Annotated in this window: 32 protein-coding genes; 12 read left to right on the forward strand and 20 right to left on the reverse strand. The window is 62.5% G+C overall.

Annotated elements, in window-relative coordinates:
- The first annotated feature begins 769 nt into the window (after positions 1-769).
- From NKF26_RS21630 to NKF26_RS21645, 4 genes are read left to right on the forward strand one after another with little or no spacing between them, the layout of a single operon-like run.
- Positions 770-1,234 carry a 30S ribosomal protein S15 gene (locus tag NKF26_RS21630; protein ID WP_253226067.1) on the forward strand — a complete coding sequence of 155 codons (465 nt, stop codon included), beginning with the start codon at positions 770-772 and terminating at the stop codon, positions 1,232-1,234.
- A complete protein-coding gene (locus tag NKF26_RS21635; RefSeq protein ID WP_253226068.1) occupies positions 1,235-2,443 on the forward strand; it encodes an exonuclease RecJ in 1,209 nt (402 codons plus the stop codon). It begins immediately after the preceding gene.
- The gene (locus tag NKF26_RS21640; protein WP_253226069.1) at positions 2,440-2,679 is read left to right on the forward strand and encodes a KEOPS complex subunit Pcc1; all 240 of its coding nucleotides are present in this window, start codon (positions 2,440-2,442) and stop codon (positions 2,677-2,679) included. The genes NKF26_RS21635 and NKF26_RS21640 overlap by 4 nt, the downstream gene beginning before the upstream one ends.
- Positions 2,672-3,307, forward strand: a complete 636-nt coding sequence (locus NKF26_RS21645) for a 30S ribosomal protein S3ae (protein WP_253226070.1) — start codon at positions 2,672-2,674, stop codon at positions 3,305-3,307. Before NKF26_RS21640 ends, NKF26_RS21645 begins: the two co-directional genes overlap by 8 nt.
- Before the next feature lie 51 nt (positions 3,308-3,358).
- Here NKF26_RS21645 and NKF26_RS21650 read toward each other — a convergent pair whose 3' ends face one another.
- From NKF26_RS21650 to NKF26_RS21660, 3 genes are all read right to left on the reverse strand, one after another.
- A complete protein-coding gene (locus tag NKF26_RS21650) occupies positions 3,359-3,796 on the reverse strand; it encodes a plastocyanin/azurin family copper-binding protein (RefSeq protein ID WP_253226071.1) in 438 nt (145 codons plus the stop codon).
- A gap of 96 nt (positions 3,797-3,892) precedes the next feature.
- A complete protein-coding gene (locus NKF26_RS21655; RefSeq protein ID WP_253226072.1) occupies positions 3,893-4,324 on the reverse strand; it encodes an FAD synthase in 432 nt (143 codons plus the stop codon).
- Complete coding sequence (locus tag NKF26_RS21660; protein WP_066145980.1) at positions 4,321-4,809, reverse strand: Mov34/MPN/PAD-1 family protein; 489 nt, start codon at positions 4,807-4,809, stop codon at positions 4,321-4,323. The genes NKF26_RS21655 and NKF26_RS21660 overlap by 4 nt, the downstream gene beginning before the upstream one ends.
- Before the next feature lie 128 nt (positions 4,810-4,937).
- Between NKF26_RS21660 and NKF26_RS21665 the strand changes: the two genes are divergently transcribed.
- Positions 4,938-6,854 carry a DHH family phosphoesterase gene (locus NKF26_RS21665; RefSeq protein ID WP_253226073.1) on the forward strand — a complete coding sequence of 639 codons (1,917 nt, stop codon included), beginning with the start codon at positions 4,938-4,940 and terminating at the stop codon, positions 6,852-6,854.
- A gap of 24 nt (positions 6,855-6,878) precedes the next feature.
- Here the strand turns inward: NKF26_RS21665 and NKF26_RS21670 are convergent, their stop codons facing one another.
- A complete protein-coding gene (locus tag NKF26_RS21670; protein ID WP_253234871.1) occupies positions 6,879-8,606 on the reverse strand; it encodes a phospholipase D-like domain-containing protein in 1,728 nt (575 codons plus the stop codon).
- Positions 8,607-8,682: 76 nt separating this feature from the next.
- Between NKF26_RS21670 and NKF26_RS21675 the strand changes: the two genes are divergently transcribed.
- Complete coding sequence (locus NKF26_RS21675; protein WP_223301930.1) at positions 8,683-8,928, forward strand: hypothetical protein; 246 nt, start codon at positions 8,683-8,685, stop codon at positions 8,926-8,928.
- 229 nt (positions 8,929-9,157) lie between these two features.
- Here the strand turns inward: NKF26_RS21675 and NKF26_RS21680 are convergent, their stop codons facing one another.
- The 6 genes from NKF26_RS21680 to cofD form a co-directional block, all read right to left on the reverse strand.
- Positions 9,158-10,534 carry a HEAT repeat domain-containing protein gene (locus tag NKF26_RS21680; protein WP_253234872.1) on the reverse strand — a complete coding sequence of 459 codons (1,377 nt, stop codon included), beginning with the start codon at positions 10,532-10,534 and terminating at the stop codon, positions 9,158-9,160.
- A gap of 57 nt (positions 10,535-10,591) precedes the next feature.
- A complete protein-coding gene (locus tag NKF26_RS21685; protein ID WP_253226077.1) occupies positions 10,592-11,314 on the reverse strand; it encodes a protein sorting system archaetidylserine synthase in 723 nt (240 codons plus the stop codon).
- Between the two features lie 95 nt (positions 11,315-11,409).
- The gene (locus NKF26_RS21690; protein ID WP_253234873.1) at positions 11,410-11,985 is read right to left on the reverse strand and encodes a DUF447 domain-containing protein; all 576 of its coding nucleotides are present in this window, start codon (positions 11,983-11,985) and stop codon (positions 11,410-11,412) included.
- Positions 11,982-12,818, reverse strand: coding sequence for a triphosphoribosyl-dephospho-CoA synthase (locus NKF26_RS21695; protein ID WP_253234874.1), 837 nt, complete (start codon positions 12,816-12,818; stop codon positions 11,982-11,984). The genes NKF26_RS21690 and NKF26_RS21695 overlap by 4 nt, the downstream gene beginning before the upstream one ends.
- The gene (locus tag NKF26_RS21700; protein ID WP_253234875.1) at positions 12,815-13,567 is read right to left on the reverse strand and encodes a tRNA-dihydrouridine synthase; all 753 of its coding nucleotides are present in this window, start codon (positions 13,565-13,567) and stop codon (positions 12,815-12,817) included. The genes NKF26_RS21695 and NKF26_RS21700 overlap by 4 nt, the downstream gene beginning before the upstream one ends.
- On the reverse strand, positions 13,567-14,559 hold the full coding sequence (gene cofD / locus NKF26_RS21705; protein WP_253226081.1) for a 2-phospho-L-lactate transferase: 993 nt from the start codon (positions 14,557-14,559) through the stop codon (positions 13,567-13,569). The genes NKF26_RS21700 and cofD overlap by 1 nt, the downstream gene beginning before the upstream one ends.
- Before the next feature lie 75 nt (positions 14,560-14,634).
- On the opposite strand from cofD, the gene NKF26_RS21710 reads away from it, so the two are divergent.
- From NKF26_RS21710 to NKF26_RS21720, 3 genes are all read left to right on the forward strand, one after another.
- The gene (locus tag NKF26_RS21710) at positions 14,635-15,864 is read left to right on the forward strand and encodes an HD domain-containing protein (RefSeq protein WP_253234876.1); all 1,230 of its coding nucleotides are present in this window, start codon (positions 14,635-14,637) and stop codon (positions 15,862-15,864) included.
- A gap of 106 nt (positions 15,865-15,970) precedes the next feature.
- Positions 15,971-16,984: an amidohydrolase family protein gene (locus tag NKF26_RS21715; protein ID WP_253226083.1), complete on the forward strand. Its 1,014-nt coding sequence runs from the start codon at positions 15,971-15,973 to the stop codon at positions 16,982-16,984.
- An 84-nt stretch (positions 16,985-17,068) separates the two neighbouring features.
- Positions 17,069-17,554, forward strand: a complete 486-nt coding sequence (locus tag NKF26_RS21720) for a universal stress protein (protein ID WP_253226084.1) — start codon at positions 17,069-17,071, stop codon at positions 17,552-17,554.
- An 84-nt stretch (positions 17,555-17,638) separates the two neighbouring features.
- Here NKF26_RS21720 and NKF26_RS21725 read toward each other — a convergent pair whose 3' ends face one another.
- Entirely contained in the window at positions 17,639-17,857 is a 219-nt protein-coding gene (locus NKF26_RS21725) for a hypothetical protein (RefSeq protein WP_253226085.1), read from the reverse strand.
- A gap of 248 nt (positions 17,858-18,105) precedes the next feature.
- Between NKF26_RS21725 and NKF26_RS21730 the strand changes: the two genes are divergently transcribed.
- Positions 18,106-18,744 (forward strand): helix-turn-helix domain-containing protein, encoded by a 639-nt coding sequence (locus NKF26_RS21730; protein ID WP_253226086.1) that lies wholly within the window; start codon positions 18,106-18,108, stop codon positions 18,742-18,744.
- 32 nt (positions 18,745-18,776) lie between these two features.
- Here the strand turns inward: NKF26_RS21730 and NKF26_RS21735 are convergent, their stop codons facing one another.
- Positions 18,777-19,823, reverse strand: a complete 1,047-nt coding sequence (locus NKF26_RS21735) for a biotin--[acetyl-CoA-carboxylase] ligase (RefSeq protein WP_253226087.1) — start codon at positions 19,821-19,823, stop codon at positions 18,777-18,779.
- A gap of 93 nt (positions 19,824-19,916) precedes the next feature.
- Here NKF26_RS21735 and NKF26_RS21740 point away from each other — a divergent pair, with 93 nt between their 5' ends.
- The gene (locus NKF26_RS21740) at positions 19,917-20,597 is read left to right on the forward strand and encodes a carbonic anhydrase (RefSeq protein ID WP_253226088.1); all 681 of its coding nucleotides are present in this window, start codon (positions 19,917-19,919) and stop codon (positions 20,595-20,597) included.
- A gap of 215 nt (positions 20,598-20,812) precedes the next feature.
- Here NKF26_RS21740 and NKF26_RS21745 read toward each other — a convergent pair whose 3' ends face one another.
- Genes NKF26_RS21745 through NKF26_RS21755 form a run of 3 tightly spaced genes read right to left on the reverse strand, consistent with a single transcriptional unit; the run spans position 20,813 to position 22,710 of the window.
- The gene (locus tag NKF26_RS21745; protein WP_253226089.1) at positions 20,813-21,157 is read right to left on the reverse strand and encodes a HalOD1 output domain-containing protein; all 345 of its coding nucleotides are present in this window, start codon (positions 21,155-21,157) and stop codon (positions 20,813-20,815) included.
- 43 nt (positions 21,158-21,200) lie between these two features.
- Positions 21,201-22,178, reverse strand: a complete 978-nt coding sequence (locus tag NKF26_RS21750) for a bacterio-opsin activator domain-containing protein (protein WP_253226090.1) — start codon at positions 22,176-22,178, stop codon at positions 21,201-21,203.
- 40 nt (positions 22,179-22,218) lie between these two features.
- Complete coding sequence (locus NKF26_RS21755) at positions 22,219-22,710, reverse strand: cupin domain-containing protein (protein ID WP_253226091.1); 492 nt, start codon at positions 22,708-22,710, stop codon at positions 22,219-22,221.
- A gap of 272 nt (positions 22,711-22,982) precedes the next feature.
- Between NKF26_RS21755 and NKF26_RS21760 the strand changes: the two genes are divergently transcribed.
- Entirely contained in the window at positions 22,983-23,606 is a 624-nt protein-coding gene (locus tag NKF26_RS21760) for a GNAT family N-acetyltransferase (RefSeq protein ID WP_253226092.1), read from the forward strand.
- Between the two features lie 46 nt (positions 23,607-23,652).
- On the opposite strand, the gene NKF26_RS21765 is transcribed toward NKF26_RS21760, so the two are convergent.
- From NKF26_RS21765 to NKF26_RS21785, 5 genes are all read right to left on the reverse strand, one after another.
- Positions 23,653-24,285 carry a LysE family translocator gene (locus NKF26_RS21765; RefSeq protein WP_253226093.1) on the reverse strand — a complete coding sequence of 211 codons (633 nt, stop codon included), beginning with the start codon at positions 24,283-24,285 and terminating at the stop codon, positions 23,653-23,655.
- Between the two features lie 185 nt (positions 24,286-24,470).
- Positions 24,471-25,073 carry a LysE family transporter gene (locus tag NKF26_RS21770; protein WP_342766317.1) on the reverse strand — a complete coding sequence of 201 codons (603 nt, stop codon included), beginning with the start codon at positions 25,071-25,073 and terminating at the stop codon, positions 24,471-24,473.
- Positions 25,074-25,249: 176 nt separating this feature from the next.
- Positions 25,250-25,552: a hypothetical protein gene (locus NKF26_RS21775; RefSeq protein ID WP_253226094.1), complete on the reverse strand. Its 303-nt coding sequence runs from the start codon at positions 25,550-25,552 to the stop codon at positions 25,250-25,252.
- A gap of 138 nt (positions 25,553-25,690) precedes the next feature.
- Positions 25,691-25,957: a chorismate mutase gene (locus tag NKF26_RS21780; RefSeq protein WP_066146042.1), complete on the reverse strand. Its 267-nt coding sequence runs from the start codon at positions 25,955-25,957 to the stop codon at positions 25,691-25,693.
- On the reverse strand, positions 25,954-26,799 hold the full coding sequence (locus tag NKF26_RS21785) for a shikimate kinase (RefSeq protein ID WP_253226095.1): 846 nt from the start codon (positions 26,797-26,799) through the stop codon (positions 25,954-25,956). The genes NKF26_RS21780 and NKF26_RS21785 overlap by 4 nt, the downstream gene beginning before the upstream one ends.
- Positions 26,800-26,853: the final 54 nt, after the last annotated feature.

Here is a 26,853-nt window from a genome sequence, read left to right on the forward strand (position 1 = left end):
GCAATTTCGCCGGACTTCGTCCGGCTGACTGCCGAGCGTTGCTCGGCAATTACACCGTTCACCCCGAGGTTTCTCCGAAACCTCGCTGGCCTCAGGGCTGTGACAGCGCGCGCCACCCGGAAGGACAGGCTGGGCAATACGAACCAACCGCACGGCGCGCGATTGGCGCACGGTAGTGCGCCCGCGCGAGGGACGAGCGACCAACGGGAGCGAGGAGGCTGGGGAGGGTTGTGGCGTGGTGTATGGGTGGATTGAAAGGGGCCGCCCGCTCGCGCACCGCGTGGTCGTCTCCATGAGCAACTATTCTGGCCGAATGGTGTCCCCGTGAGCGACGAAGGAGCGAACGGGGACTTGGAAGAGTTCGCTCTTCCAGCGCGGAGAGGCCAGAATATCTCGTGGAGCGACCGCGAGCGGGCGGGGGCTTTCGAGGTGATCTTCTCAGTAGCTGCTCTCTCGATGAAGTCAGAAACAACTCGTAGCGAGCGGGCGAGGGCGTTCTGGGCCTTCGTCTCAGTAGCTGCTCTCGCAGCACCCCCAAATTCACACTTCACTCGTCACACCAAACACAGTACTCGAATAGAAACCCTTTAACCCATAAAAACGAAAACGACCCGTAGGGAACGGCACAGCCGCAAATCCGACGCGTCGTGAGATTTCACGGCTTGGGATTGCGGACGTGCAACGTGCTTTCGCCGACTACGGCGGAAGTCACGACTGGCGGTACCCATCGCCAGCACTCTCGCGGCTCGTGCAGTTCCTATCCTCAACTATGGCACGAATGCACACGCGACGCCGTGGGTCGTCCGGTTCGGACCGACCTGTGGCAGACGAACCACCGGAGTGGAGCGACGTAGATGCCGACGACGTGGAAGACCGCGTCGTCGAACTCGCGGAAGACGGTTTCAGCCCGAGTCAGATCGGGGGGAAACTCCGCGACGAGGGTGTGACCGGCACGCCCGTCCCGAACGTGAAGCTCGTCACGGGCAAGAAAGTGACCGAGATTCTCGAAGAGAACGACGCAGGTAGCGACCTGCCGGAAGACCTCGAAAACCTGATGGAGCGCGCCGTGCGACTGCGCGAGCACGTCGACGAGAACCCACAGGACAAACAGAACAAGCGCGCACTGCAGAACACCGAGTCGAAGGTTCGCCGCCTCGTCAACTACTACCGCGGCGACAAGCTCGACGAGGACTTCACGTACACCTACGACTACGCAGTGGAACTCCTCGAATAGATGTCCACGTCCGGCCGAACCGCAGGCGAGGACGCCCTCTCCGCGAGCGACATCGCCGCGACACTCCGCGACGCCGACTTCGTTCGGATCGTCGCGCACGCGGACGGTGACGCGCTCGCGGCAGGCGGTCTCCTCGCACGTGCCTGCGCGACTGCCGGTATCCCGTTCCAGGTGAGTGCAACCTCGTTCCCCTCCCATCGCGCCGACGCCGGTGACGACGAACTCGTCGTGACGGTCGGCGCACCGGGCGGGGACGTCACACTCCCCGAACACACACGACCGACGAGCGTCGTCGCGTTCGACGTCGCGACCGAACTCGGCGGGTCGCCCGACCCGGTGCTGGCACTCGCCGGTGCCGTGGCCGCTGGCGCCTCGCCCGGCGCGGGAGACACCGCACGGTTGCTCGAAACGGCGGACCTCACGCGACGGCCCGGCGTTTCGACGCCGACCGAAGACATCGCGGACGGGGTGGCCCATTCGACGCTCCTGCACGCCGGATTTTCCGGCGACGCCGGGGCGGTGCAAGCCGAACTCGCCGAACTCGACCTCCCAGTCGAACTGGACGACGACGCCAATCGAAAAATCGCCTCGCTCGTCGCGCTCTCGGTCGCCGGACCGGAGGGCGCGACGCCGCGAGTGGGCGAGACCGTCCAGCGGGCGCTTCGCCCGTACGAACTCGGCGACGACCACCCGTTCGCGACGCTCGGCGGCTACGCCGACGTTCTCGACGCGGTTGCCCAGGAGCAGCCCGGAACCGGCATCGCGCTGGCATTGGGCCACGACGCCCGTGCGCCCGCGCTCGACGCGTGGCGCACGCACTCGAAGGCGGCCCACGCGGTGGTCCGGAACGCGACGACGGGTCGGTACGACGGCCTGTTCGTCGCCCGAACGGACGACGCACCGGTCGTGACGGCGGCGCGACTGCTCGGCGATTTCAGATCGCCGGAACCGATCGCGCTGGTCGTCACTGACGATGAAGCCGCCGCGGTTGCAGTCGGTGACCGCGGTATCGACGATTCGGATTCGGGTCCCCAATCGAATTCGGCTGGGGGTTCGGATTCGAATCCGGACCTCGTCGACCTCGGGAACGCCATGCGAACGGTTGGCTCCCGGCTCGACGGCGACGGAACGGGAAGCAGACGGCGCGGCTATGCGCGGTTCGACGCGGACGCGAAGGAGTTCCTTTCGGCGTTCCGGGAGGTAGTATGAGACGAGCGACGATCCACACGGAACTGGAGGACGCCGAGCACATCGCGGCGGCGGTCGTCCCCGACAACACGCCCGAAATCGAAACGAGCGTGGAGGACGGAACGATTACGACGACCATCGAACGCGAGACGACCGGCGGTCTCCAGACGACCATCGACGATTACGTCGTGAACCTCTCGGTGGCAGCACAGGTAGTACAAACGGCAAACCAACACACTAACACCAACTATGAGTGAACGATCAGTCTCGAAGAAATCACAGGAAAAGCGGTGGTACACCGTTCTCGCTCCCGAGCAGTTCGACCGAGAGGAGCTTGGAACGACCCCCGCAGACGAACCGGACAAGGTGCTCGGCCGCACCATCGAAACGACGCTTGGCGAACTGACGAACAACGCCAGCGAAAACAACACGAAGTTGACCTTCAAGATCAACGACGTGGGTAGCGACTCCGCGTACACGGAGTTCGTCCGACACGAACTCACCCGCGACTACCTGCGTAGCCTCGTGCGACGCGGTGCCTCGAAGGTCGAGGCATACATCACGGTGCTGACCTCGGACGACTACCGCGTCCAGATCCAGCCAGTCGCGTTCACGACGAAGAAGGCGGACCACAGCCAGGAGAAGGCCATCCGCCGCACGATGATCGACATCGTGCAGGAGACCGCACAGGAGCACACCTTCCAGGACCTCCTCGACGGCGTCGTCGAAGGTCGTCTGTCCAGCGCGATTTACGGCGAGGCGAAGACGATTTACCCGCTCCGCCGCGTCGAAATCCAGAAGGCGACGCTGGAAGCCCACCCCGAGGAGGTTGCCGAGGAAGAGGAAACCTCCGTGGACGTGGACGAAGAAGAAGCCGAAGTCTAAGGACGACGGTTCGATTTTCGTTTTTTGAGAATACGGCGAGACGGGACGGAGTTACTTCTCTTTCACGACGATAGTGCCGACCATCCCCCTCGACTCGTGGGGGATACAGAGGTAGGGATACTTTCCGGGAACCTCGAACGTGTGTTCGTACGTCCGTCCTTGAAGAATTCCGCCTTTGCCGTTGTTCCACCCGTCGCGGGCGGCCTGCTCGGAATCGAACCCGCCGGAGGCGAAGTACTCGGCATCGTCCGGAATGAGGTTTTCGTAGGCGGTGACGGTGTGCTGGCGCATCCCCGTGTTCTTCCAGACGACGGTGTCCCCGACCGTCGCCGTGAACTTCTCCGGATGGAAGTCCATCGAACTCGTTCCGATGTCGAAGTCACCGCCCATCGACCGCGATTCGGAACCCATGTTCAGGACGCTCGAACACCCTGCCAAGGTGACTGATGTCGCGCCGACGACCCCGGCTAAAAACGCTCGGCGGTTCATACAGTGGGTTCGGATTGCCCGGCGTATATGTCTCTCGAAACGTCGCTCATCGTCGTCGTACTATCAATCGAGGAACATTCCGCCCGAATCAGCCTTTCAGCAGCGTTCTTCGCAAATCCGGTCGATGATTCGTCCGGTGGAGAGCAGTTCATCGTCGTCGTCGCCGGGTTCGAGCGGCGACGCACGCCGAACCACGCAGTCGATTCCTCGCCGATCGAGTTCCGCCTCGATGGCCGCATCGTCGTGATGCTGGTCGTATCCCAACACGATGATGTCGGGGTCGAGTTCCTCGATGGGGGCGAAGATGTCCTCGGGGTGACCGACGAGCGCATCGTCCACGACGCCGAGCGCGTCGATCATGTCCCGCCGCTGTCGGTTGGACAGGATCGGTCGTTGTTTGTGTGTTACGTTCTCCCGGCGTGCGATGATGACCGATAGTCTGTCGCCCATCCCTGCGGCGTCGCGGAGGTAGTGAACGTGGCCGGGGTGTAGAATGTCGAAGGTTCCTTGTGCGAGTACGTGTGTCACTGGTCTCTCAACTCCTCGTCGATGTCCGCCTGCGTAAAGTCGAAGAACGATTCCGCCTCCGGAAGTTCGACGTCGAGCACGTCGAGTTTCTGGGGGTTCCCCTCCCGGTCGAACGCTTGCCAGTCGTTTCGCTCGTACGGTGCGCCGATGATGATGTGAACGGTACCTTTCTGAAACGTCCCCAGATCGGTATCGCTCGGGCGGAGCACGCCGTTCGGGTGTGAGTGTACCGATCCGACCGCCCTGATGTCGTTCGGGATGGTGCTCGTCTTCACCGTCGCGCTGACGCTGTTCGATTCGGTGCCGGGCATGACGAGTACGTCAGTGATGACCAGTCCGTCGCGATCGAGACCGAGGTTTCTCGCCTCCTCGCCACGGAGATAGCCCATGTACTCGTTCGGATAGGCATCGCGGGACGCTTCGAGTGCGAACGTCAGCGCGCCCTCCGCGATACCGAGAATTTCGTTCGACCGGAACAGCCGCATACGCTACACTCCGAGCGCCCGCGTTCTAAGCGTTACGAAGGACCGGAGGCCGGACGGTCACGGGCGATCTTCCGAAGGGAAGCCAGTTGCAAAGCGTTAAAAATAGTGCGGCCGAAGAGACGCACAAGATGAATCCCGCTGATACTGACCCCGGTGATGGACCGGGTAATCCCGTCGTTTACGAACTCGCGGCGGATTGCACCCTCTCTGATATTTCCGAGGGCGAACGATACCACGCCGTCGTCAACGGCGTCGTCGATTATGGTGTGTTCGTCGACCTTTCGGACTCTGTCTCGGGTCTCGTTCACGAATCGAACCTCTCTACCGACTACGATGTCGATGACAGTCTCGTCGTCGAACTCCTCGAAGTACGTGAGAACGGCGACTTGAGTTTCACGCCGGTCGACGTCGACATCGACGACGCCGAAACCGTCGCCGTCGCTCACGAATACGAAGTCGCCGAAACGGGGACCCTCGCCGACCAAGTCGGCGATACCGTTCACCTCGAAGGCGAAGTCGTCCAGATCAAACAGACCGGCGGTCCGACCATCTTCCACGTCAGCGACCCCACGGGCGTCGTCCCGTGTGCCGCCTTCGAGGAAGCGGGCGTCCGCGCACATCCCGAAATCGAAATCGAGGACATCGTTCACCTCGTCGGCGTCGTCGAAGAACGCGAAGGCTCCCTCCAAGTCGAAGTCACGTCGCTCACCGCATTGGAAGGCGACGAAGAGGCCGTCGTCAGCGACCGGATCGAGACGGCCCTGGACGAGCGCGCGGAACCCCACGAGACCGAACCCCTCATCGAGTGGCCCGCCCTCGAACAGTTGTTCCCCGACCTCCGGGAGATCGCAAAACAGCTCCGCCGCACGGTGCTCGAAAGCCGCCCGATTCGAGTCCGTCACCACGCCGACGGCGACGGCATGTGTGCCAGCCTCCCGGTCGAACTCGCGCTGAAGCGGTTCATCGAGGAGACCCACCAAGCGCCCGAGGCCAAGCGCCACCTCTTCAAGCGCCTGCCGAGCAAGGCACCGTTCTACGAGATGGAGGACGTGACCCGTGACCTGAACTTCGCGCTCGAAGACCAAGCACGACACGGCCAGAAACTCCCCCTCTTGCTCATGCTCGACAACGGGAGTACCGAGGAGGACGTTCCAGCCTACGCGAACCTCGCCCACTACGACATCCCGATTCTCGTGGTCGACCACCACCACCCCGACCCGGAAGCGGTGGACCCCTACATCGACGGCCACGTCAACCCGTACCTCTACGACGAGGATTACCGCATCACGACGGGAATGATGTGCGTCGAACTCGCGCGGATGATTTCGCCGGACATTACGGACGAACTCCGTCACGTTCCCGCCGTCGCCGGAATCTCGGACCGCTCCAAGGCGGACGCGATGACGGACTACGTCGAACTGGCCGAATCGGAGGGCTACTCCGAGGAGTTCCTTACCGACATGGGCGAGGCGCTCGATTACGGCGCGTTCTGGCTGAAGTACGACCCCGGACGCAACCTCATCAACGACGTTCTGAACGTCGATTGTGACGACGAGGAGCGCCACCGCGAACTCGTCACGTTCCTCTCCGAGCGCGCCGAGGCCGACACCGAAAAACAACTCGACGCCGCGATGCCCCACGTCAAACACGAACGGTTGGCGAGCGAGGCACACCTGTACCGCGTGGACGTCGAAAACCACGCGTACCGATTCACCTACCCGCCACCGGGGAAGACGACCGGCGAAATCCACGACCGCAAGGTGAAGGAGACGGGCGAACCCGTCATCACCATCGGCTACGGACCGGATTTCGCCGTCCTCCGCAGTGACGGCGTCCGACTCGACATCCCCGAGATGGTGACGGAACTTAACGAGGAAGTCGTCGGCGGTGGCGTCAGCGGTGGCGGCCACCTCGTCGTCGGGAGCATCAAGTTCGTCAAGGGAATGCGAGAGCAGGTGCTCGACGCGCTCGTCGAGAAGATGGCCGACGCGGAACTCGACGAGGAACTCCAGAGCACGACGGTCGGACACCAGCAGGACGACTGAAACCGAACTGAGACCACCTCGGTTCTACGACTCGAACCGAATCTCCCGTTTTGCGATCCAAACCGCGCCAGCGATGGCTATCGCCACGAACGCGGCGAGACCGACCGGGAATCGATTTTTCTTTGCTCCCCAATCGGCTTCGAAGGCGCGGCTGTAATATCTCCCAGCGGCACTTCCGTGAAGCACAACCGCGACTTCCCGGTTTTCACGTGCCGAGTGATTGTTCCAGTTGAGACTCCCGACGACGACGTGTCGCCGGTCGACGATGACGCCCTTCGCGTGAATCTTCTCGTAGCCGTGTGGCGACGCGAGTTCGGCTTCGAGCGGCAGTCCTTCGGCGTCGGCCCGCTCGTTCAACCAGCGTACGACCCGCTGGTTGTCGTCGTGGACGTACCACGCGTTGCTGAGGAGCACTCGGACCGTCACACCCCGTCGCGCCGCGGCGAGCGTTGCCCGGATGAACGGCTGATGGATACTCCCGATGGTCATCTGTTGGACATCGATGGAATCGTTCGCGGAGCGAAGCAACGAGAGAACACCGCTTTCCGCGTCGTCCGGCGCGGCGAGCACGCTCACGGCGTCGATGGGGACACGCTTCGCCGGAAATTTCGTCGGGTAGCTCTCGTTCGCCGCCGTCGTCGGATTGAACGACCGCCCCTCCCTGAACGACTGCCACGGTGTCGTGTCGTACCACGACGTATCGGCGTCGAATATCGCTTCGAGATTTTCGACGGCCTCCCCACCGACGATCGCTCCCCACCCACGGCTGGAGTGCCCGCCGACACCGGCGGGTTTCCAGTTCTCGGTCATCACGATTGCCTCGTCGTCGGCGATGGCGTACTTCGCGTGGTGGAAGTCATAGCGCCCCCGTTCTCCGCCGATGACATCGACGGTGACGCCGTGGTTGGTGAGTCTATCGAGCACCGCCGCTTCCCGAGTGGAAATGCCGCCCACGGGGGCATCGTCCACGAGAACGTGAACATTCACGCCTCGATTCGCTGCCGCAATGAGGAGGTCCGTGATTCGTGGTGAAGTGAACGAGTAACCCGCGAGGAGGAGCCGTCGTTTGGCCGAACGGAGCGTTTCGACGGGAACGTTCGGGTCGTCCGGAAGCACGAACACGCGAGCGGTCGTGGCGTCGGAGCGGGTAACCGTGAAGTTCGTCGCGCCCAACGGTCGCCACGACTGCGTGGTCGGCCGCCAGCACTCCGACTCCGGCGCATCGACGTAGGTGACCGAATCGACGTCCGTTTCCGAACCGCCGCCGGTCGTTCGCCCGAGCGTCACCGTCTCGCCCGAATTCGCGAGGGAGAGGTTTTCGAGCGGGAGGATGCGAAAAGACGTGAGATTCTCGGTGCGATTCGGCGCGGTGGAGAACGCGACCGTTCCCGAAACGGTTCGGTTCGATAAGGTGGACGTCGATTGCTCGTCCGACAGCGTCCACGTCGAGAGGGTCGTCTTTCGTGGGAAGGTAACGACGACGAACTCCCCGGCGTCGTCCATCGCCACCGGGTTTGGGTACACGGCGACGATGTGCGGCGAGGCTGATGAGTGGGTCGTCGTTCCGGATGGGGTCGAAGCTCCGGAGGAGGTTCTTGTTCCGGATGGAGTCGTCGTACCGGTTGCCGTTGCGCTCGTGCCGGTTGCCGTTGCGCTCGTGCCGGTTGCCGTGGTGGTCGTCGCGACACCCGTTGCTGAAGCTGGCAGGAGAGCAAGCACCAGGAGGACGGCGAGCGCGACTCTGGCGAACACGGGGAGGAGTGGTTTCGTCCTCTGATATAAACGCTCGGAACGGTGGATTTTTGTCCACCACCTTCGCCTTGTCTATATGATGGACGTTCCGATTATACTCGAATTGGCGGGCTATGCTCTCGGTGCTCTAGGTGCCGTTCTCGTCTTCTTCGAGTTCTTCCAGATTCCGGACTACATAGAGTACGACCCGGATTACAACGATTACACCATCGACATGTCGCCGATGGAAGTGAGACAGTACACGTGGGTCGGCCGCGTCGGCGCGTTCTGTATCGCACTCGCGTTCGCGCTCGAATTCTTTGCGACGTTCCTCGCTCAGTGAACTGGGTGAACGATTTCGCGGCAGTCTGGGCATTCGGCGAAGCGCTCCGAGCCCTCTTCGGTGTCGTATTCGATGAGAAGATAACCTCTAGTGATGTCGCTTCCGCAGTTCGGACACATCCCGAGTGGCGCGGATTCGGTCGCCATTTTGACCTCTCGGGAAGAGAAGGGACATCGATGGTCTTTGTTATTGACCGATTACTCGGGAGTAAGCAGTGCTTACCGGCAGACTACAGCGCCTTCTCGGCTTCGCTCTGGACGATGTACGCCCGATCGTCTGAGTACTCCCGGACCGCGTCGAGCGCCGTTTCCGTGCCGATTTGGTTCAGCGCCCACGCGGCACTGGCACGAACCGAATCGGACTCGTCGTCCGCCAGCGTCTCCGAGAGCGGTTTGATCGCACGTGTATCGCCGATGAGACCAAGTGAACGAGCGGCGTAGCTTCGAACTTCCTCGTCCTCGACCACGAGTTGGTCCGCGACGTCCTGTGTGACTTCGTCGCTGCCGATTTCGCCGAGCGCCTTGATGACGGTCTTCGCCATTCCGGGGTCGGCATCGACGTAGTCGATGATCGAATCGATGGCTTCCTCGCTGCCGATCTTCCCGAGAATACGGATGGCGTCCTTGTCACGACGACCGGCACGCTGGAGCATGGGATCGACGGCTTCCTCGTTGCCCATCCGTTCGAGCGCTTCGAGGCAGTGTCGTTCCATGTAGTTCGACTGCAAGGAATCGAGCGCGAGGAGCACCATGTCGACGCGGTCGCGTTTCTCCCAGATTTTGAGCGCGTGCCACTCCGGCGGGTAGTCCTTGCGGTAGTTGAGAACGTCGTAGTAGCCTTCACGCCTGAGTTGCTCCCGGGTGCTCAGGTCGCTCCATTCCTCGGCGTCGTCGATGCCCGACTGCAGTTCGTCGGTCGCATCGAGAAGCGTATCGATGGTTTCCGCGTCCTCGTCCGGATCGAGTTCCACCTCCTCGACGGCGCTCGCCGTGTCTCCGAGCACTTCCGCGAGGTCGTCCGAATTACGGGTGAGGGTGACGCTGAAATCCGTTCCGATCGCCTCCTGTACCGTATCGACGAACGACTCGACGACCTCCACGAGTTCCGCGCTCCCGTCGACCGTCCAGCGGGTGTCCTCGACGGTCGAGATAGCGTCCTCGATGTCGCTGATGACGTCCTCGGCGTACGGACCGCGTTGGTCTTCGAGTTCGTCACGAAGGTCCGAGAGGAACATCTCCAGTTCCTCGCGCGGGTCCTCCACGTCCTCGTCTTCGTCTTCCTCTTCGTCCGGTTCGGGGAGGTCCGCCGCTTCGAGTTCCTCCTCGATGTCGTCCAGTTCGTCTTCGACAACGTCGAGGTCGGCTTCCGTCTCGGCGTCCTCCAGATCCGCTTCCGCGCTTTCGAGCCGGTTTTCGATGGATTCCGCCGTCTCCTCTGGCGTTTCCTCGGCTTCGGATTCCTCTTCGGCTTCGGATTCCTCTACGGTCTCCTCGTCTTCCTCTTCGGCCTCAGATTCCTCTACGGCTTCGGACTCCCGTTGCTCCTCGGCTTGAATTTCGTCCTCGGATTCCGCATCCTGCGTTTCCTCGGCACCATCGTCGCTCATGCGTCCACCCCCGGCTGTGCCGTTTTACTCATATGCGAAAAATTCGGCCCGTAGCCATCAAGAGCGTTTCCCTTCTGTCGTCTTCGCAGGCGTCGGTTTTCCTTCCGTCTCCCGCCAGTAGAACCCCGGTGAGAGAATGAGATACGCCAGTGCAAGCGACAGCAGCGCATACGGGAAGGTCCGGCCTTTGAAGTTGGGAATGAGGACCGCGAGCGAGTGGACGACGCCCATGATGAGCGCATCACGCGCCAGTAGGTCGGGATACGTGATCGTCGAGACCATCAACCCGGAGAGGACGAAGGTGAGCGCGACGAGGATTGTGGGGTCGGTGAACCCTGCGAGGACGCCAGCCACGAGGATGACGGACGCGAGCGTCGTCGGAATCCCCTCCGTCACGTCGTCGTCGGTGTCGTAGGCCGTGTACAACCCGAGTCTGACGATCGCCATGGCGACGAACAGCGCCCCGGCGAGCATCGCGACTCCCACGCGAAACGTGTCGAATCCCCACGTCTCGCGCACGACGGCGACGACCAACACTGCAGGGGCGACCGAGAACGACGCGACGTCGGCCAACGAATCCAGATACGGCCCGGCCGCCGAACTCCCATAGCGGCGGGCGAGCACGCCGTCCAACCCGTCCGCCACCGCCCCCAGTAGGACGAGGCGCGCCGCCAGTCGCGGGTTCGTGGCCGCGAGCGAAATCGCCAGAAAGCCGAGCGCGGCGTTCGAAACCGTCACCGCGTCGGCGAGCGAAAGACGACCCACGAACCGAGGCTTCATACTCGGCGGGTAGTGCGAGCGTGAGTGATACCTCTTTTGAAATCACCCCGGACTGTCGAACGATAGAACGGTCGAAAATAAATGACGAACCGCGCTTACCACTCGACCAATTCCCGAATTCGGTCGAACGCGGCACGCTCGCGCTCGCCGCCACAGGTCCGCGTGACCTCCTCGAAATACTCCAACCGACCCCGGAGTTCCGCTGTATCGTAGCCGTCCACGTCCAACCTGGAGGCCGCCACGGTCGCCTCCACGACGGCCGCGAAACCCCGACTCGTCACCGGAACCCGCCGTTCCCGAATTTCAGATTCGACGGGCATCAGTTCCCACTCCTCCCAGTGGGTTCCGTCGGTCTCCCCGGAATCGACCTGTTCCACCTCGATTTCGACCCACGCATCCGCGGAGTCGAGCACCGGTTCCGCTTCCTCCCGGATCGACAGCGCGGCCTCCACGAAGTCCACGGGGTCGCGGGTGAACTGGATGACGCCGCCGCCCTGTCGGTGGAAGTTCCGCCGGGTTCTGGTGTTACCCCACGTGCGAGCGGTTACAGGGTTGGTGGAATGAAGGCCGAGAACCGCCACGTTCCACAGGTCGTTCGGCCCGAGCGTCGTGACGACGGACTCGGTCACGCCGCGAAGTTCGACCGGCCAACTCGTCCTCGTCCCGGTCACGGCGAAACGCCCCGCTCCAGCGCGACGAACAGGCCGCCAGCGACGATATCCGCGGTCGTTCCGGGGTTGATCCCGTCGTCCACCAGTGATTCGGCGAACGCCGTCACGAGTTCCGGGTTGCCCTCGCGCGCTTCTTGTAGGGCCTCCTGTGCCCGAACGAGCACGCTTTCGGCCGTTTTCTTGCCGTGTCGTTTCGCCACGAAGGTGTCCGGTTCGTGGGCCAGTTGTTCGAGATACACCTGCGCCGCGCGGGCCGAAATCCCGCCGTCGAGTTCCTCGATGCGTTCGGCCACGGTGAAGGTTCGCTCGAAGCCGTGTGTCCACTCGTGGGCGATTCCGTCCTCGTCCGCGCCGAGTTCCATCACGTCGTACAGCGTGAGTCCGGCTTCTTCCAGTGCGGGAATCGCGTCGCTTCCCCGTCGAACGTCGAACTCGTCGGTCCCTTCCGGCGGGTCCGAAACCGCCACATCGACGTGTTCGAACGCGCGGTAGAACCCCGCCGCATCCTCAACGGTCGTCGCTTCGACGACCTCCGTGACGCCCTCCGGCGAGCGGTCGTCGGCCTTCACCAACGGAACCAGCAACAACAGCGCACCGAACTGGGTGTTGCCACCCTCCTGCTGGCTCATCCCGGCGACGGCTTCTTCGAAGGCTTCACCGACCGGTGCATCCGCCTCGGCCGCTCGGAGTCCCGCGCCGGAACCGACCGCTCCGGCGAGGAAATGCTCGAACCGTAGATCGGGGAAATCGCGCTCCCTGTCCACGTTGCCGGGTTTCGGCGTTCCGGCGACTTCCAGCAACAGCGCGAGTTGCGCGTGTTCCGCTGGCGTCATGCCACCACCTCCGTGAACCACGCATCCGTCGCACGGCGAACGCGGGAGAGCACTTCGGGGCGGTCACTCGGCCGTCCGACGCTGACCGCGTCCGCGCCGTACTCCAGATACTCCGCGACCGTCGCCTCGTCGCGGACGCCGTTGTTCGCCACGAGGAAACAGTCCGTGGCCTCGGCCACCACCTGCACCATCCGCTCGGAGTCCATCGCGTCCAGGTGGACGATGTCCGCGCCCGCGTCCACCACTTTGCGAGCGACCTCGGGAAGGTTCACGCCGGGCACCTCGGCTCTGACTTTGACGCTCACCGCGGCACCCGTTTCGGCCGCGACGCGAACCTGCTCGGCGAGGCGGTCCGGGTCCCGAAGGAGCGATTGTCCGGCACCGGCCGCACACATCTCCTCCTGTCGGCAGTGTGCGTTGAGCTCCAGTATCGCGCCGTGGCGGTGGCAGACGTCACCCATCGCTCGAATCGGAGGGAGCGTCGCGGAACGGACGTTGATTCCGGGGCGAATCGGGGAATCGGAAAGCGCGGCGAGTTGCCCGTCCACGAACGCGACGGGGTCGTCCGGCAGGAATTCGGTTCGTTCGCGCGCGACCAATTTCCGGGCGGCCGCTCGCGTTTCCTCGTCCAGCGCGATTCCACCCAAAAATGCCGCCCCTGCGTGATCGGCGGCGTTTCGCGCCCATTCGGCGTCTGCTTCCCCGCTGAGGCTGGCGAGCGCGACCCGCGGTTCGAACGGTTCGACCATCACGCCACCTCCAACGCGTCCTGCACGGCACGAACGACGCGGTGCGCGTCCGATTCGTCGTCCATCTTCGTGTCGGTTCGGATCGTCGGACGGCCGAGTTCCGTTCGGTCCTCGTCGTCCAGCACGAACGCGTCGGCGAAGGGATACGCCTCCGCCACGCCCGCCGTGCTCGGTTGATAGCCGACCGCGTCCATCAGTTTCCCCGCTGGCCCGGAGAAAACCCGGTCCTCCACGAACGGCGACACCGCGACCACGGTGGTCGATTCGAGCGCCTCGCGGAACGCGTCCATCGCGAGCATCGGTCCGATGCTCGTCACGGGGTTCGACGGGCCGATGACGACCGGTCCGTCGGTCATCGCGGAGAGGGCGGCGGGCGATGGCTCCGCGTCTTCCGCACCCCTGAACTCGACATCCGTGACGTCGGGTTCGCCGCCATGTGCGACCCAGAACTCCTGAAAGTGCATCTCGCCCTCGGGCGTGTGAATGATGCTCGCGACCGGGTCGTCGCTCATCGGGACGACGTCGAGCGGGGAGTCGAACGCGTCCGCCAAAGTTCGCGTCGTCTCGGTGAGCGTGTTGCCTTCGTCCAGCAGTCCCGTCCGAGTGACGTGCACTGCCCTATCGTGATCGCCGAGGAGCATGAACTCTGCGACGCCGGAAAAGCGCCGCCAGCGGGCGATTTTCCGCCCGTCTGTCTGGCGTTCGTTGGGGAGGTACCGCGGGCCGGTGGAGAGGTCGGCCGATTCGGCGAGACGATGGAGTTCGTCGTGTGTCTCGGTCGTGTCGTCGGCGATTCCCCACCACGTCTCGCGGTTCAGCACGCCCCCTTGCTGGAACAACACCGTGTCGATGTCGGGACAGACGAGGAGGCCACCGAGTTCGACGTCGTCACCGGTGTTACCGATAACCGTCGTCTCGGCGGGCGAAAAGACCCCTTCCGCGCCCTCCAACAGTTTGGGGGTGCCCGTCCCCCCTGAGAGAAACGTGACCATGGTTCGTTTCCTGCGAGAGAGGACATAAAGCCTCGTCCTTCAGTTTTTATACCGTGACGGGACAACGTTCCGACAATGAAGACCATCAAGGACAGCGTCCACGACCATATCCAAGTCGTCGGCGTTGCGAACGAGTTGCTCGACACGCATGCTGTCCAGCGACTTCGACACATCACGCAACTCGGAACCGCCCGTCTCGTCTACCCCTCCGCGAATCACACCCGATTCGAACACAGCCTCGGCGTCTATCATCTGGCCTGCGAAGCGCTCGAAAACCTCGGCATCGAGGGGAGACAAGCGGAGCGCGTTCGCGCGGCCGCGCTCCTCCACGACGTTGGGCACTCCCCCTTCAGCCACACCATCGAGGAGCTAATCCACCGTCGCACGGGGAAATATCACGACGACGTTCTCGACCTGCTCACGGACTCGACGGTCGGCGACATCCTCCGCGACCACGACTTGGATCCGACCACCATCGCGGGACTCATCGCGGGCGAAGGGGAACTAGGGCAACTCGTCTCCGGCGAACTCGACGTGGACCGGATGGACTACCTCGTCCGGGACGCCCATCACACCGGCGTCCCCTACGGCACCATCGACCACGAGCGACTGACACACGAGTTGACGTTCGCGGATGGGAGGCTCGTGCTCGCCGAGGGGAACGTCCAAACGGCGGAGAGCCTGCTCGTCGCCCGTGCGCTGATGAACCCGACGGTGTACAACCACCACGTCACGCGAATCAGCAAGTCGATGCTCCAGCGGGCGAGCGAGCGCCTGCTCGATTCGCCGGACATCGACGCCGAGCAACTACGACGCATGGACGACCATGATCTGATCGTCGCGCTTCGAATGAACCCGGAAACCGTCGAACTCGCTCGACGTCTCACTGACCGTGACCTCTACAAACGTGCCGTCTGGGCGGAGATGGGGGACGTTCCCGACGAAATCATCGATACCGACCACGAGACGATTCGTCGGTACGAGAACGAAATCGCCGAGAGTGCGGGCGTCGATTCCGAGCACGTTACCCTCGACGTGCCGAGTCGACCGGCGATGACCGAATCGTCGTCGCGCGTCGTCGTCAACAACGAAGTCCGGCCGCTCGCTCGGCAATCCACGCTGGTTCGGGCGCTGCAGCAGGTCCAGCGCGACCAGTGGCGCCTCGGCGTGTACACGCCGGCGGACGAGACGGAGGCTGCCGGACACGCGGCGGAGCGAATCCTCGGCTTGGAAACCGACGGTGCGCTCGTCAGCGACGTTAGAACCGGCGTTCGGACGACGCTGACGGACTTCGAGGAGAAATAGGTAGCGGTGGAATAGGGAAAGTAGGAAGGTGAGGAAGGGTAGATGGAGTAAGGGAAATAATTCCGACGACGGGGCGTTTAAGGTCGGCTACTGACAACCGCCACGTATGCTCGTGGAGGGAACCATCCTTTCCGGTCCGAACTTCGACCCCATCGAGGGTCGCGTGGTCGTCGAGGATGGGACGATTACCGCTATCGAAGAGGAGTCCGTCTCGTCGTCGAAAGTCGTCTGTCCGGCGTTCGTCAACGCACACACCCACATCGGCGATTCCATCGCCAAGGAGGCCGGGGCCGGACTCTCGTTGGAAGAACTCGTCGCGCCGCCGGACGGGCTCAAACACCGGCTCCTTCGGGAAACGTCCCGCGCCGAAAAGGTCGATGCGATGCGGCGGTCGCTCCAGTTCATGCAATCGACGGGGACCGCGTCGTTCCTCGAATTCCGCGAGGGCGGCGTCGAGGGCGTGTTCGCCCTCCGCGAAGCGGCCGAGGGCCTCGACATCGACCCGTTCATTCTCGGCCGGGAGACGGTCGATGCGATGGAAGCCGCGGACGGGTTCGGAGCGAGCGGCGCGAACGACGCCGATTTCGGCCGTGAGCGCACCGCGACCGACCGGGCGGGGAAGACCTTCGGCATTCACGCGGGCGAGGCCGATTCGAGCGACCTCAATCCAGCGCTCGACCTCTCGCCGGACTTCCTCGTTCACGTCGTCCACCCCGAACCGATCCATCTCGACCGAATCGAACACAGCGAGGTTCCAATCGCCGTCTGCCCGCGTTCGAACCTCGTCACGGGCGTCGGCTTGCCGCCGATGAAGGAACTGCTCGACCGGACGACGGTCGCACTCGGGACGGACAACGTGATGTTGAATAGCCCGTCGATGTTCCGCGAGATGGAGTTCACGGTGAAACTGACGGACATCTCTCCCCGTGAAGTGCTCCGGATGGCCACCCAAAACGGGGCACGAATCGCGGGCCTGAACTGTGGTCTCCTCGAACCGGGGAGGGATGCGAAGCTACTGGTTCTCGACGGCGACTCAGACAACCTCTGTGGAAACAAGGACGTAGTTCGATCGGTCGTCCGACGGGCGGGGGCGAGCGACGTGATCGACGTTCTGTTGTGATTCCCCGGAATCCCTTTCGATTCGAAGGTGATCGCCACCAAATGAGTTAAGACAACACGGGCCGTGACACTCGGTAACACATCCATGTACGACCGAATTCTCGTGCCGACCGATGGTTCGGAGGAAATGCGATGCGTCCTCGCGCACGCCGCTGAACTAGCCGAGGCGCATGGTGCGGAACTCCACGCGGTGTACGTCGTCAACTCCTCGACGTACGCCAGCCTGCCGATGGAAACGTCCTGGGAAGGCGTCTCGGGAATGCTGGAGGAAGAGGGCGAGTCGGCACTCGAAGACGCCCGCCGTATCGTGGGGGAGTACGACGTCTCGCTCACGACACATCTGCTCGAAGGGCCACCGAACAAGGAAATCGTCCGCTACGCCGAACTGGACGATTTCGATCTCATCGTGATGGGAACCCACGGTCGTGGTGGCATCGACCGCCTCCTCCTCGGAAGCGTCGCCGAGCGAGTCGTCCGTGCTTCGACCGTGCCCGTGCTCACGGTTCGCGTCGGACAGGAGGTCGACTCACCGGACGTGAGTGCGACAGGGAAAGTCCACACCAGCGGCTGAGTTCTCGACTCGGCGGAATAGCGCGACGAAAACGGGTTTTACTCGGTCTGTCGGTAGAACGTCTTACCAGATATCAGCATCAGCTCACACGTTTCGTCCCCATCGGACGATGGCGACACCCACGAACAGGGCGATGACGCCGACGACCGTCCACTGCACTGATCCGCCGGTGATCGGCTCACAGTCTGCCACGCACAGAATGGGATCGATTTGGACGATTCCGAGGCCTTGAACGATCCACAACAACCCGAGAAGCGCCACGATGCCGCCGAGGACAATCAATACGGTCGATTTCGCGTTCATGGTTTGGTACTACTCCCGTCCGGACCGTGCGTTTCGGCTGTTTCAACAGTCATGCTCGGCATACGCTGGTGGTATGGAGGTTCCACCGGTGCATGCGAATAGCGCCACACATCTGAGGCACGTTTAAATACGCATGCGGCATACTCCGACGCGCCATCGTCCGTGACCGACATAGCCGGCCCCGTCTCTGTACTGTGCGGCCGAGACCGGTCGTTCCGGACACTACGAACACGACGGCCGGTTGACAGATGAAATATATTACGTTCGTCATTCCTCGAATCGACGATGAACGCTGTTCGAGCGGCGAGTACGCCGACCTAACGGTGAACGGTGACGCGATTCACTACATCAACCTCTTGGATGACGGAACCGGCGTCGGACTGTACCAACTCGGTGGGGACCTCGAACGGGGAACCGAGATACTAGAGGCCGACTCGGACGTGCTATCGGTCGAGCGGTCCGCGGCGTCGGAGGGGCACGTCTACCTCCATTTTCGAGCGAATACCCTCATGACCGACCTCCTCGGTATATTCCGCCGACACGAGATCGTCGTGGACTGGCCGATGGAGTACAACGAGCAAGGCGGGCTTCGAATAACCATGCTCGGGACGGACGAGAAGATCCGAGAGGCGGTCGCGGAAATCCCCGACGGGATTTCGATCTCGCTCGAAGGGATCGGCGAGTATCGACCTGATATGCGCCGACTCGCGTCGCTGCTGACGGACCGCCAGCGAGAACTGTTGAAGCTAGCTATCGACGCGGGGTATTACGAAATACCGCGGCGTGCGACCCTCGACGACCTTGCGGAACGAGCGGGTATCTCGGCGGGGACGGTCGGTGAACACCTCCGGAAAATCGAATCGAAGGTCATCACGGAACTCGATTGATATCGACACCGTTCGACGACCGACTGATCTCCTCAGTTCACCGGCCGAAGGTGTTCACAGTCGCCCGCGTGAATCCGCACCGTTCCCTCCTCGGTCTCGACCACCAGCGCCCCCGGCATGACGATATCGACCGCAGTACCGACCACGTCGCCGTCAGGCGTTTCGACCCGTACTCGCTGTCCGAGCGTCGCCGACAGTTCGCGCCACGCCGGAAGGATGGAGTCGGTGTCGCTCCGAAGCGCGTCGAACTCCTCCAGCAGTCGCTGGACGAACAACCGTCGATTCACCGCGCCGACCTCCGCTTGGACGCTCGTCGCACCGTCCGGTAGGTCGTCCGCCGCGACGTTGACGTTGATGCCGATACCGGCGATGACCCACGAGACGCGGTTCGCCTCGCCCTCCATCTCGGTGAGGATACCCGAGAGTTTGTTGTACTCGTTCGCACGGCAAGAGCTTCGCTCTTGCTTGCTCCCGTTCGCTACGCTCACGGGAACTCCTTCGTCACTCACGAGGACATCGTCAGAACTTCGTTCTGACTGGCGCTCGTTCACTCGTTCCTCGCTCACGAGCACGTCGTTCGGCCACTTGATTTCCGCCGGGACGCCCGCCTCCCGTGCCGCCCGCGTCACGGCCACGGCAGCCGCGAGCGTCAACAGCGGGGCGTGCGCTGGCGGCATCGTGGGACGGAGGACGAGACTCATCCAGACGCCGCCCGAGGGGCCGACCCATGTCCGTTTCAAGCGGCCGCGGCCGCCCACCTGCTCGTCGGCCAGCACGACCACGTCCTCCGCCCCGTCCCCGGCCAGTTCCCGTGCCCGGTCGTTCGTGCTCCCGATGGAGTCGTGATATTCGACGGAAAACGGTGCCTCCAGTCCGTACTCGACCGCCGGTCCGAATTCAGGGACCTCCCCGAGCAGATAGCCATCCGCAGTGCTCTCGACCTCGAATCCGTCGGTACGAAGCGCCTCGACGTGTTTCCACACCGCGTTCCGCGAGATGTCGAGGGCGTCGGCGAGTTCCGGCCCGGAGACCGGGCCGTCAGCGAGCGCGTCCAAGACGACCCGACGTGTCTCGTTCATGGTTTCGAGTACGGGAAGTCCCGACAAGAGTCGTTTCGTTTGGCCGCGGCAAAAGGGAAAATCGTTCGTGGTTCGAATACGAACAGCACGATCATGCACCGGACGTTCATCGAGTTGTTGGAACAGAACGCGGAACACGCCGAAGAGTTCGACTCCCGTTTCGACGACGTACAGGATTCACAGCATCCCGACGTCGTCACCGTCTGCTGTTCGGATTCTCGCGTCCTACAGGACCACATCTGGGGCAACGACGAACCGGGACGGATCTTCACCTGCGGCAACATCGGCAACCGCGTCATTCAGCGAACGGACTCGGGCGAAGTCGTCTCGGGCGACGTGCTCTACCCCGTCGAACACACGGGAACCGACACCGTCGTCGTCATGGGGCACACCGGTTGTGGGGCCGTCACGGCGACGTACGACGCGCTGACGGGCGAGGTGTCCGAGCCCGCTGGCATCGAACACTGTCTCTCGTTGCTGAAACCGAAGTTGGAGGCGGGCGTCGAGTCGCTCCCGGACGACGTGAGTCGAGCGGGGGCGATCAACCGACTCGTGGAGTACAACGTCGACCGGCAGGTCGAATCCCTCATCGAGAGCGACGACATCGACGAGGATGTCGATATCATCGGCGTCGTGTACGACTTCCAGGACGTGTACTCGGAGCGGCGCGGCCAAGTCCACGTCATCAACGTGAACGGTGAGACGAGCGTCGAGACGCTGAAAGACGATCACCCTGACATTGACGCACGGATCGAACGGCTCTGGGAGTACTGAGTAGCCGAGCGAGTTCAACGCGGTCGGTTTCGCGCCGCTTACTCTGTCCCGTTCGCCTCATCGGCGAGCCACGCGGATTTGCAGATCTCATCGCAGAAGATGTAGAGATGGACACCATCTTCTGTCGGCACTGTGTGCGTCGGGTAGCGCACGTTGGCTCGAATCGGGGTTCCACAGTACGCACATTCGGATAGCGATACCGACTCGTCCATCCTTCACGTGGTCAGTCGAACGATGATTTCCCCGCTACTGGAGACGGTTATCGGATACCCTTCGTAGGTAAACGAGACCTCGATATCGTTCCCTCGTGCGGTCGTCAGTACCGTGAGCAGCGATTCCGCGTCGATAACGTCGTAGAGCGGAGTTATCGAGTACGGTTCCTGCCCACTCACCGCAGCGACTATCCCCACGATACTGAGGAGTATCGATTCCTCATCGTCAGTAGCGTAGCGAACGCGGAGCGTTCCGGTGATTGGGTCGTACCCGTCGTACTCTTTTATGTCGCCATGCTCGAATGCTTGCCGACCTAATTCCTCGGTTGTCGTATCGAAGGTGTCCATCCATGTAAACTGAGAGCGATTCGGTGATAAGACTCGGCTCTTACTAGTTCGACTCCCCTATGCCGTCGTCGTGAGCCTCGAACAGGTGATACAATACCGTGTCCTGTGCGTGGCGGAGGTGGTAGTTGAAGGTCTGGCGGGTGATGTCCATCCGTTCCGCGATCTCATCTCCTTCGCTCTGCCGAGGGACCTTGAAATACCCCGCGTAGTACGCGATTTGGAGGGCCGTCCATTGGCGTTCGGTGAGGTCATCCTTCACGAGCGTCTTGAACAGCCGAGGCGTGTACACCAGCTTTTGTGACGCCAATTCGAAATCCCGAGCGGCGACATCACGAATCGCGTCCAGGACGGCCGCCACATCGACCGTCGCCGGGAACTGTACCAAGTTCCTGATTTTACCGTCTTCGAGCGCGGTCGTTACCGACTCACCATCGAACTCGTCGTAGGTCGAAACCAGCGACGATGCGGCACCACGAACCTCGACGCGATAGCTATCGCCCTCCTTCTTGAGGAGGCGAACGTCCTCGTTCGTGGGAAAGAGTTCCGGGAGAGTCATCACCGTCTCGCCGGAGATTCCAGTGACCGTCCAGTACTGGACGTGCGAGCCGTCGGGAAGCCGTACGAACCCGTCGATTCGGAGGTCCATGTCCTCGTGGCCGAGTTCGAGAAACGGGCGAGCCAACTGCTCGGAAACGAATTCGAGTTCGAGAACTTCGTCGGCGGTCAACTCGGGAGGGAATTCATCCTCCGAATCGTCCACGGAGCGATCCGTCTCCGGTGGTGGCACATCGCTGGCCGTCGGTCGTATGGCGGGTCGCCACCACGCACGGGCTTGTGCGCCGATCGTCTTCGTCTCGAGTTCCCCCTCGTCGGCGAGACGGCGAAGTTTATCGTACGCCGTGCGCCGGGCACAGCCCACCGCCTCGGCAACCTCGCTCGTCGCAAGCGGTTCGGACGGATCGTCTAGTCTCTCGAAAACCCCGAGGATTTCGTCCCCACCGATGTCGTTCGCGGTCCCCATTAACTGAGATACGGGTTCGATGTAAAGGGAGCTTTCGGCGCTATCCACTTTCCGAGTCGTCGATGTCGAATGGCGTCGTCGCGTCGAACGTGAGGCCGTCACGGGGAAGTCCCGATGCCGGACCTCCTACGACGTGTAGTTTTCCCGAATCCGGATAGACGACGATGTCCGGTTCGTCCATCGTCGAGAAGAAGAGGCATTTGAGGGGTTCGCTCGACGTGTTCTCGACGGCGTGGCATCCGAACTCCCCGACCGGAAAGGAAACGTAGTCCCCCGATTCGATCCCGGTCTCCCCGGCAGGCGTTCGGAGCGTTCCGGTCCCATCCATCACGAACAGCGCCTCCTCGTTCGCCGTGTGGTAGTGATACTGGGCCGGTTGGCCACCGGGCGGAATCTCCTCGTACGTACAGCCAAGCCGCGTTCCACCCGCTTCCTCGGCGATGCGTTTCCAGCCACCGCCGTCCCCGTCGGTCCCCGTCCAATCGAGTCCGTTCACGTTGACGATTCGGTGACCGTCGTTATCTGTAACCATACCACGCTGACGCCGGGAAACGACAAAAGAACAGCTATGACCGTTTCTGCTCGCTTTATTTCGATGTTCGCCGTGTCCCGACCCGTGCCACCATTACATTCAGAAGCCGTCGGGAGGCTGGTCGAATGGGCGGGACCGCCGGAAGACGACGTACTACATTTCTTCGCACGTCGGGTGACCTCCGCGACGTTTCGGTTCGACCGGTCGTCACACGATGGAATCCGTACTGACTTCGCTCTCCACGCGAAACACCCCTCAAACCGATCCAAACCATGTCCACAACCCTGTTTCCGACCCTCATCGAGAGCGAACGGTTGCGATACGAACCGTTACACGAGTCGACCGAACCCCTCGACATCTACGAGTATCACCGTTCCGGCGAGATGGACGCCGTGATGCGCCCCCTCGGCGAGCGACCGCACGCGACGCCCAAGGAGACGATGGACGAAGTAACCGAAGCGGCGGAAGCGTGGGAGTCCGGCGAGCGAGCGACCTACGCCATCACGACGAAATCCGACGACGAATTCGTCGGCGTCGCCGAACTGTGGCTCGAATGGGAGAAGCGTTCGACCTCGTTCGGGATGTGGGTTCGTGAGCCGTTTTGGGGACGTGGCTACTCGGGCGAGCGGGCCGGTGCGATGTCGTACGTCGCGTTCGACCGACTCGACCTCGAACTCGTGAGTGTCGGCCACGACCCCGAAAACGAGCAGTCGAAACGCGCCATCGAGAAGTACGTCGATTCCTACGGCGGGCAGTACGATGCGGTCCTTCGGAACTGGTACCCTCCAGACGACTCCGGCGAACCAGTGGACCTCCAGACCTACAGCATCTCACAGGAACAGTGGCGCGAGAACGTCACGGAAGCGGAGCTATCGACGATTCGAATCGTTCGGTGATATTCACGCGTGACGCTTTTTGAGCCGTGGTAACGGTCGAAATCGCCTACGAAGAAACGCGCCGGGCGAGCGCCAGTTTGGCCCCGAAACCGACGAGCACGCTCCCGCTCGCCGTGCGAAGTATTCGTCGGAGGAGGTCGCGCTCGGTAACGACCCGGCGCGCTCGCGCGGAGAACACCGCAAGCAGTGCCTGATAGCAGAAGCCGAGCGTGGCGAACAGCACCCCGAAGAGGAAAATCTGGGGAGCGGCGGAACTCCCCGTCCGAACGAACTGCGGGAGGAACGCGAGGAAGAACAGCGCCACTTTCGGGTTCGAGACGTTGATGAACAGCGCGTTTCGGAAGGATTCGCCCGGCGTGTATCCCGTTCCCTCCGGCGTGATTTCGAACTCCTCTTCGCCGCGGAACGTCTGCACGCCGAGGTAGACGAGGTACACCGCGCCGACGAGTTTGACGGCGGTGAACGCCACCGCGGACGTTCGCAGGATTGCCGACAGACCGAGGACGGCCGCCGTCGTGTGGACGATGCTTCCAGTCGAAGAGCCGAGTGCGGCGGTGACACCGGTCGTCCGTCCGTCGCTGACGCTCCGGGTCAGCGTGTAGAGGCTGTCCGGGCCGGGGGCGACGATGAGAACGAGCGCGGCGGGGATGAAGGCGAGGATAGTCTGTACTGCGACCATGAACCAATCGTCGTGGGCGGTTACGATAAAATTACGAGACGGTATCCTCGCTTCACGTTTTCCCGTTCGATCCCGCGGCCCATCGGGATCGATCTCAAACTGCCCTTATCCCGACCGTGATCGGCTCTGCCGGTTGTAACGTCAGGGCCGCGGCGAGCCACGTTCATCGTGAAAACGCGCGTTCGTCACAGGACGCTCCAGAGAGCGAGCACGCCGAACCCGACGATGATGACCCCTGCCAATCGGTTCACCCGACGCATGATCGAGCGGGTGAATCGTGCGCGGAATACGCTCACGCCGGTACTGAGGACGAACCACCAGAGTGCCGACCCGAGGAAGACGCCGCCGACCAATACTGCGGCGTGGGTGTAGTTTCCGGACATTCCGACACCCAATCCCGTGAAGATGCCGACGAAGGCGATGATCGTCACAGGATTGGTGATCGTCAACAGGAACGTCGAACCGTAATCCCCGGCGAGGCCATGCACATCCGTGGTTGATACCGCCGTCTCCGCTGGCTCGGCCCGAAACGACTGGACGCCGAGATACAGGAGGAGGATACCGCCGCCGATGCGGATACCCACCCGGTAGTCGAGCAGGAGCGACGACACGGCCGTAATCCCGAACCCCGCAATCGCCCCGTACACGGCGTCCGCCGACGCCGCTCCGAGGCCGCTCACGAAGCCCGAACGTCGGCCCTTAGAAAGCGTTCGCTGGATGCACAACACTCCGATCGGGCCGACGGGGGCCGCGATCGAAAACCCGAGAACGATACCGCGAACCAGCACCTCGATTGTGGCTGTCGTTAATAGAGATCACCTCTCGTCAGTTCAAACGTAGCAGTCGTAGATGTACCTTGTGAGTCTGTGACTCATGATAACTATCGACATACTCGCCCACGTTCAGGTTTCGGATTGGTGTTACGGGTATCGTTTACAGTGCCACACTTTTGAGACGGGACGAACTACGGAGCTCCAACGAACCGATGTCGACGGGCCAAATAGAGGCTCGCAATCGGCACGTTCAGCAGCGGAACCAAGACGAACAAGTAGAGGAGGGTTGGCGTCCACTCCGACTGCTCGCTCACGTACGCTCGGTCGTAATAGAGTGCGAACGGGGCGAACAGGGAGAGCGCGTAACTCACGACGAGTAACACAGATGCCGTCTCACCGAGATACCCTGAAACCTGTAGTCCGACGTGCTGTGCGAAGGCAGTGTTCAGGAGCGTTACCGAGAGCCAAAGGAGGAACGAGATGGGTATTGCCAATATTGGAACCCACCAACTCCCGGGGAACAGCACTCTGCGGCTTTGTTTTGTGGCCATGTACTTTCGTCCATGGCAGGGATGCACGCAATCAGTAATAGCTCTTCGTAGCGAGTTCCGAACTGTCCGCTGTGTTAGCTACTACCGATTCTCCCGCTGTTCGACCTTGTTCAGTTCGATGAGTAACCGGAAAATCGCCTTCACCAGATTCGAATCCACTTCGAACTTCTCGGCGTTCTCGCCCGCTCGGTCCATCACGCGCTGTTCCTGTGCCTCGTCGGTCGTCGGGATGTCCTCGACGGACTTCACCTCCGCGACCGTATCGGCGACGTAGGTTCGTCGGGCGATGAGTTCCACCAGTTCGCGGTCGATGGATTCGATCTCTTCGCGCAGTTCGTCCAGGCTCATATCGTTCGGGTTCCGCCCGTCTGTGTTGTCGTTAGCCATGTCGTTCCCTCCAATGAATTCCACCTTTCCCGCACGTCCTCTAAAACCTCCCGCCCGCCGACGGCGACGAAACTCGGTCCCGTCCCCGAAAGCGAGACGCCGTCCACGTCCGGCATGGCGTCCACCATGGGGTCCGCGGAGAAACCGAGTGCGCCACAGAAGGCGAAGCCGTTCACCGTCATCGCCCGGCCGTACTCGCCGTCGAGGGCGAGGTCGGCGACGAGGTCGGCCATCGGCGCGACCTGCCGACAGCGGGAGACGTCGGCATCGGCGGAAAAGGACTGCTCCGGCGGCGTCCACACCAACACGTCCCAGTCCACCTCGTCGCGGGCGAGCAGTTCGTCTTCGGTGTTGTCCGTGACGGTGACGCCGCCGAGCATGCTCGCGCTGGCGTCGTCGAACGCGCCGGTCACGGTGACGCCGACGTCACGGGCCGCTTGCACGCCGATTCGGCAGGCGTCCTCCCGTCGCATCTCGACGTCGAGTGCGGACAGGGTCGCCAACACCGTCGCGTTCGCCGCGGCGCTCGAACTCTTCAGGCCGGAGGCCATCGGGACGTCGCTCTCGGTTCGCACCGTCGCGCCGAATTCCGAATCTTCCGTTTCGAGGACGAGTTCGACACAGCGTTCGATGAGTCGAGCGTCCGCGTCCGGATCCTCCGCTATCTCCCCGCGAATCTCGCCGGAGTCGTCCAGTTCGACGGTGGCGGTGGTTTCGGTGTCGATGGCGAACGCCGACCCGACTCCGGTGGCGAGGGCGTTGAGTATCGTCCCGGCGGCGGGTGCTTTCGCGCGGCCGTGCATGGTCGGCTTTCGCAGGTGGCCGTCTTCAGGGTGGCGGTGGGGGCAACGTTTTGA

Source organism: Haladaptatus sp. AB618 (assembly GCF_024136965.1).
Lineage (GTDB): Archaea > Halobacteriota > Halobacteria > Halobacteriales > Haladaptataceae > Haladaptatus.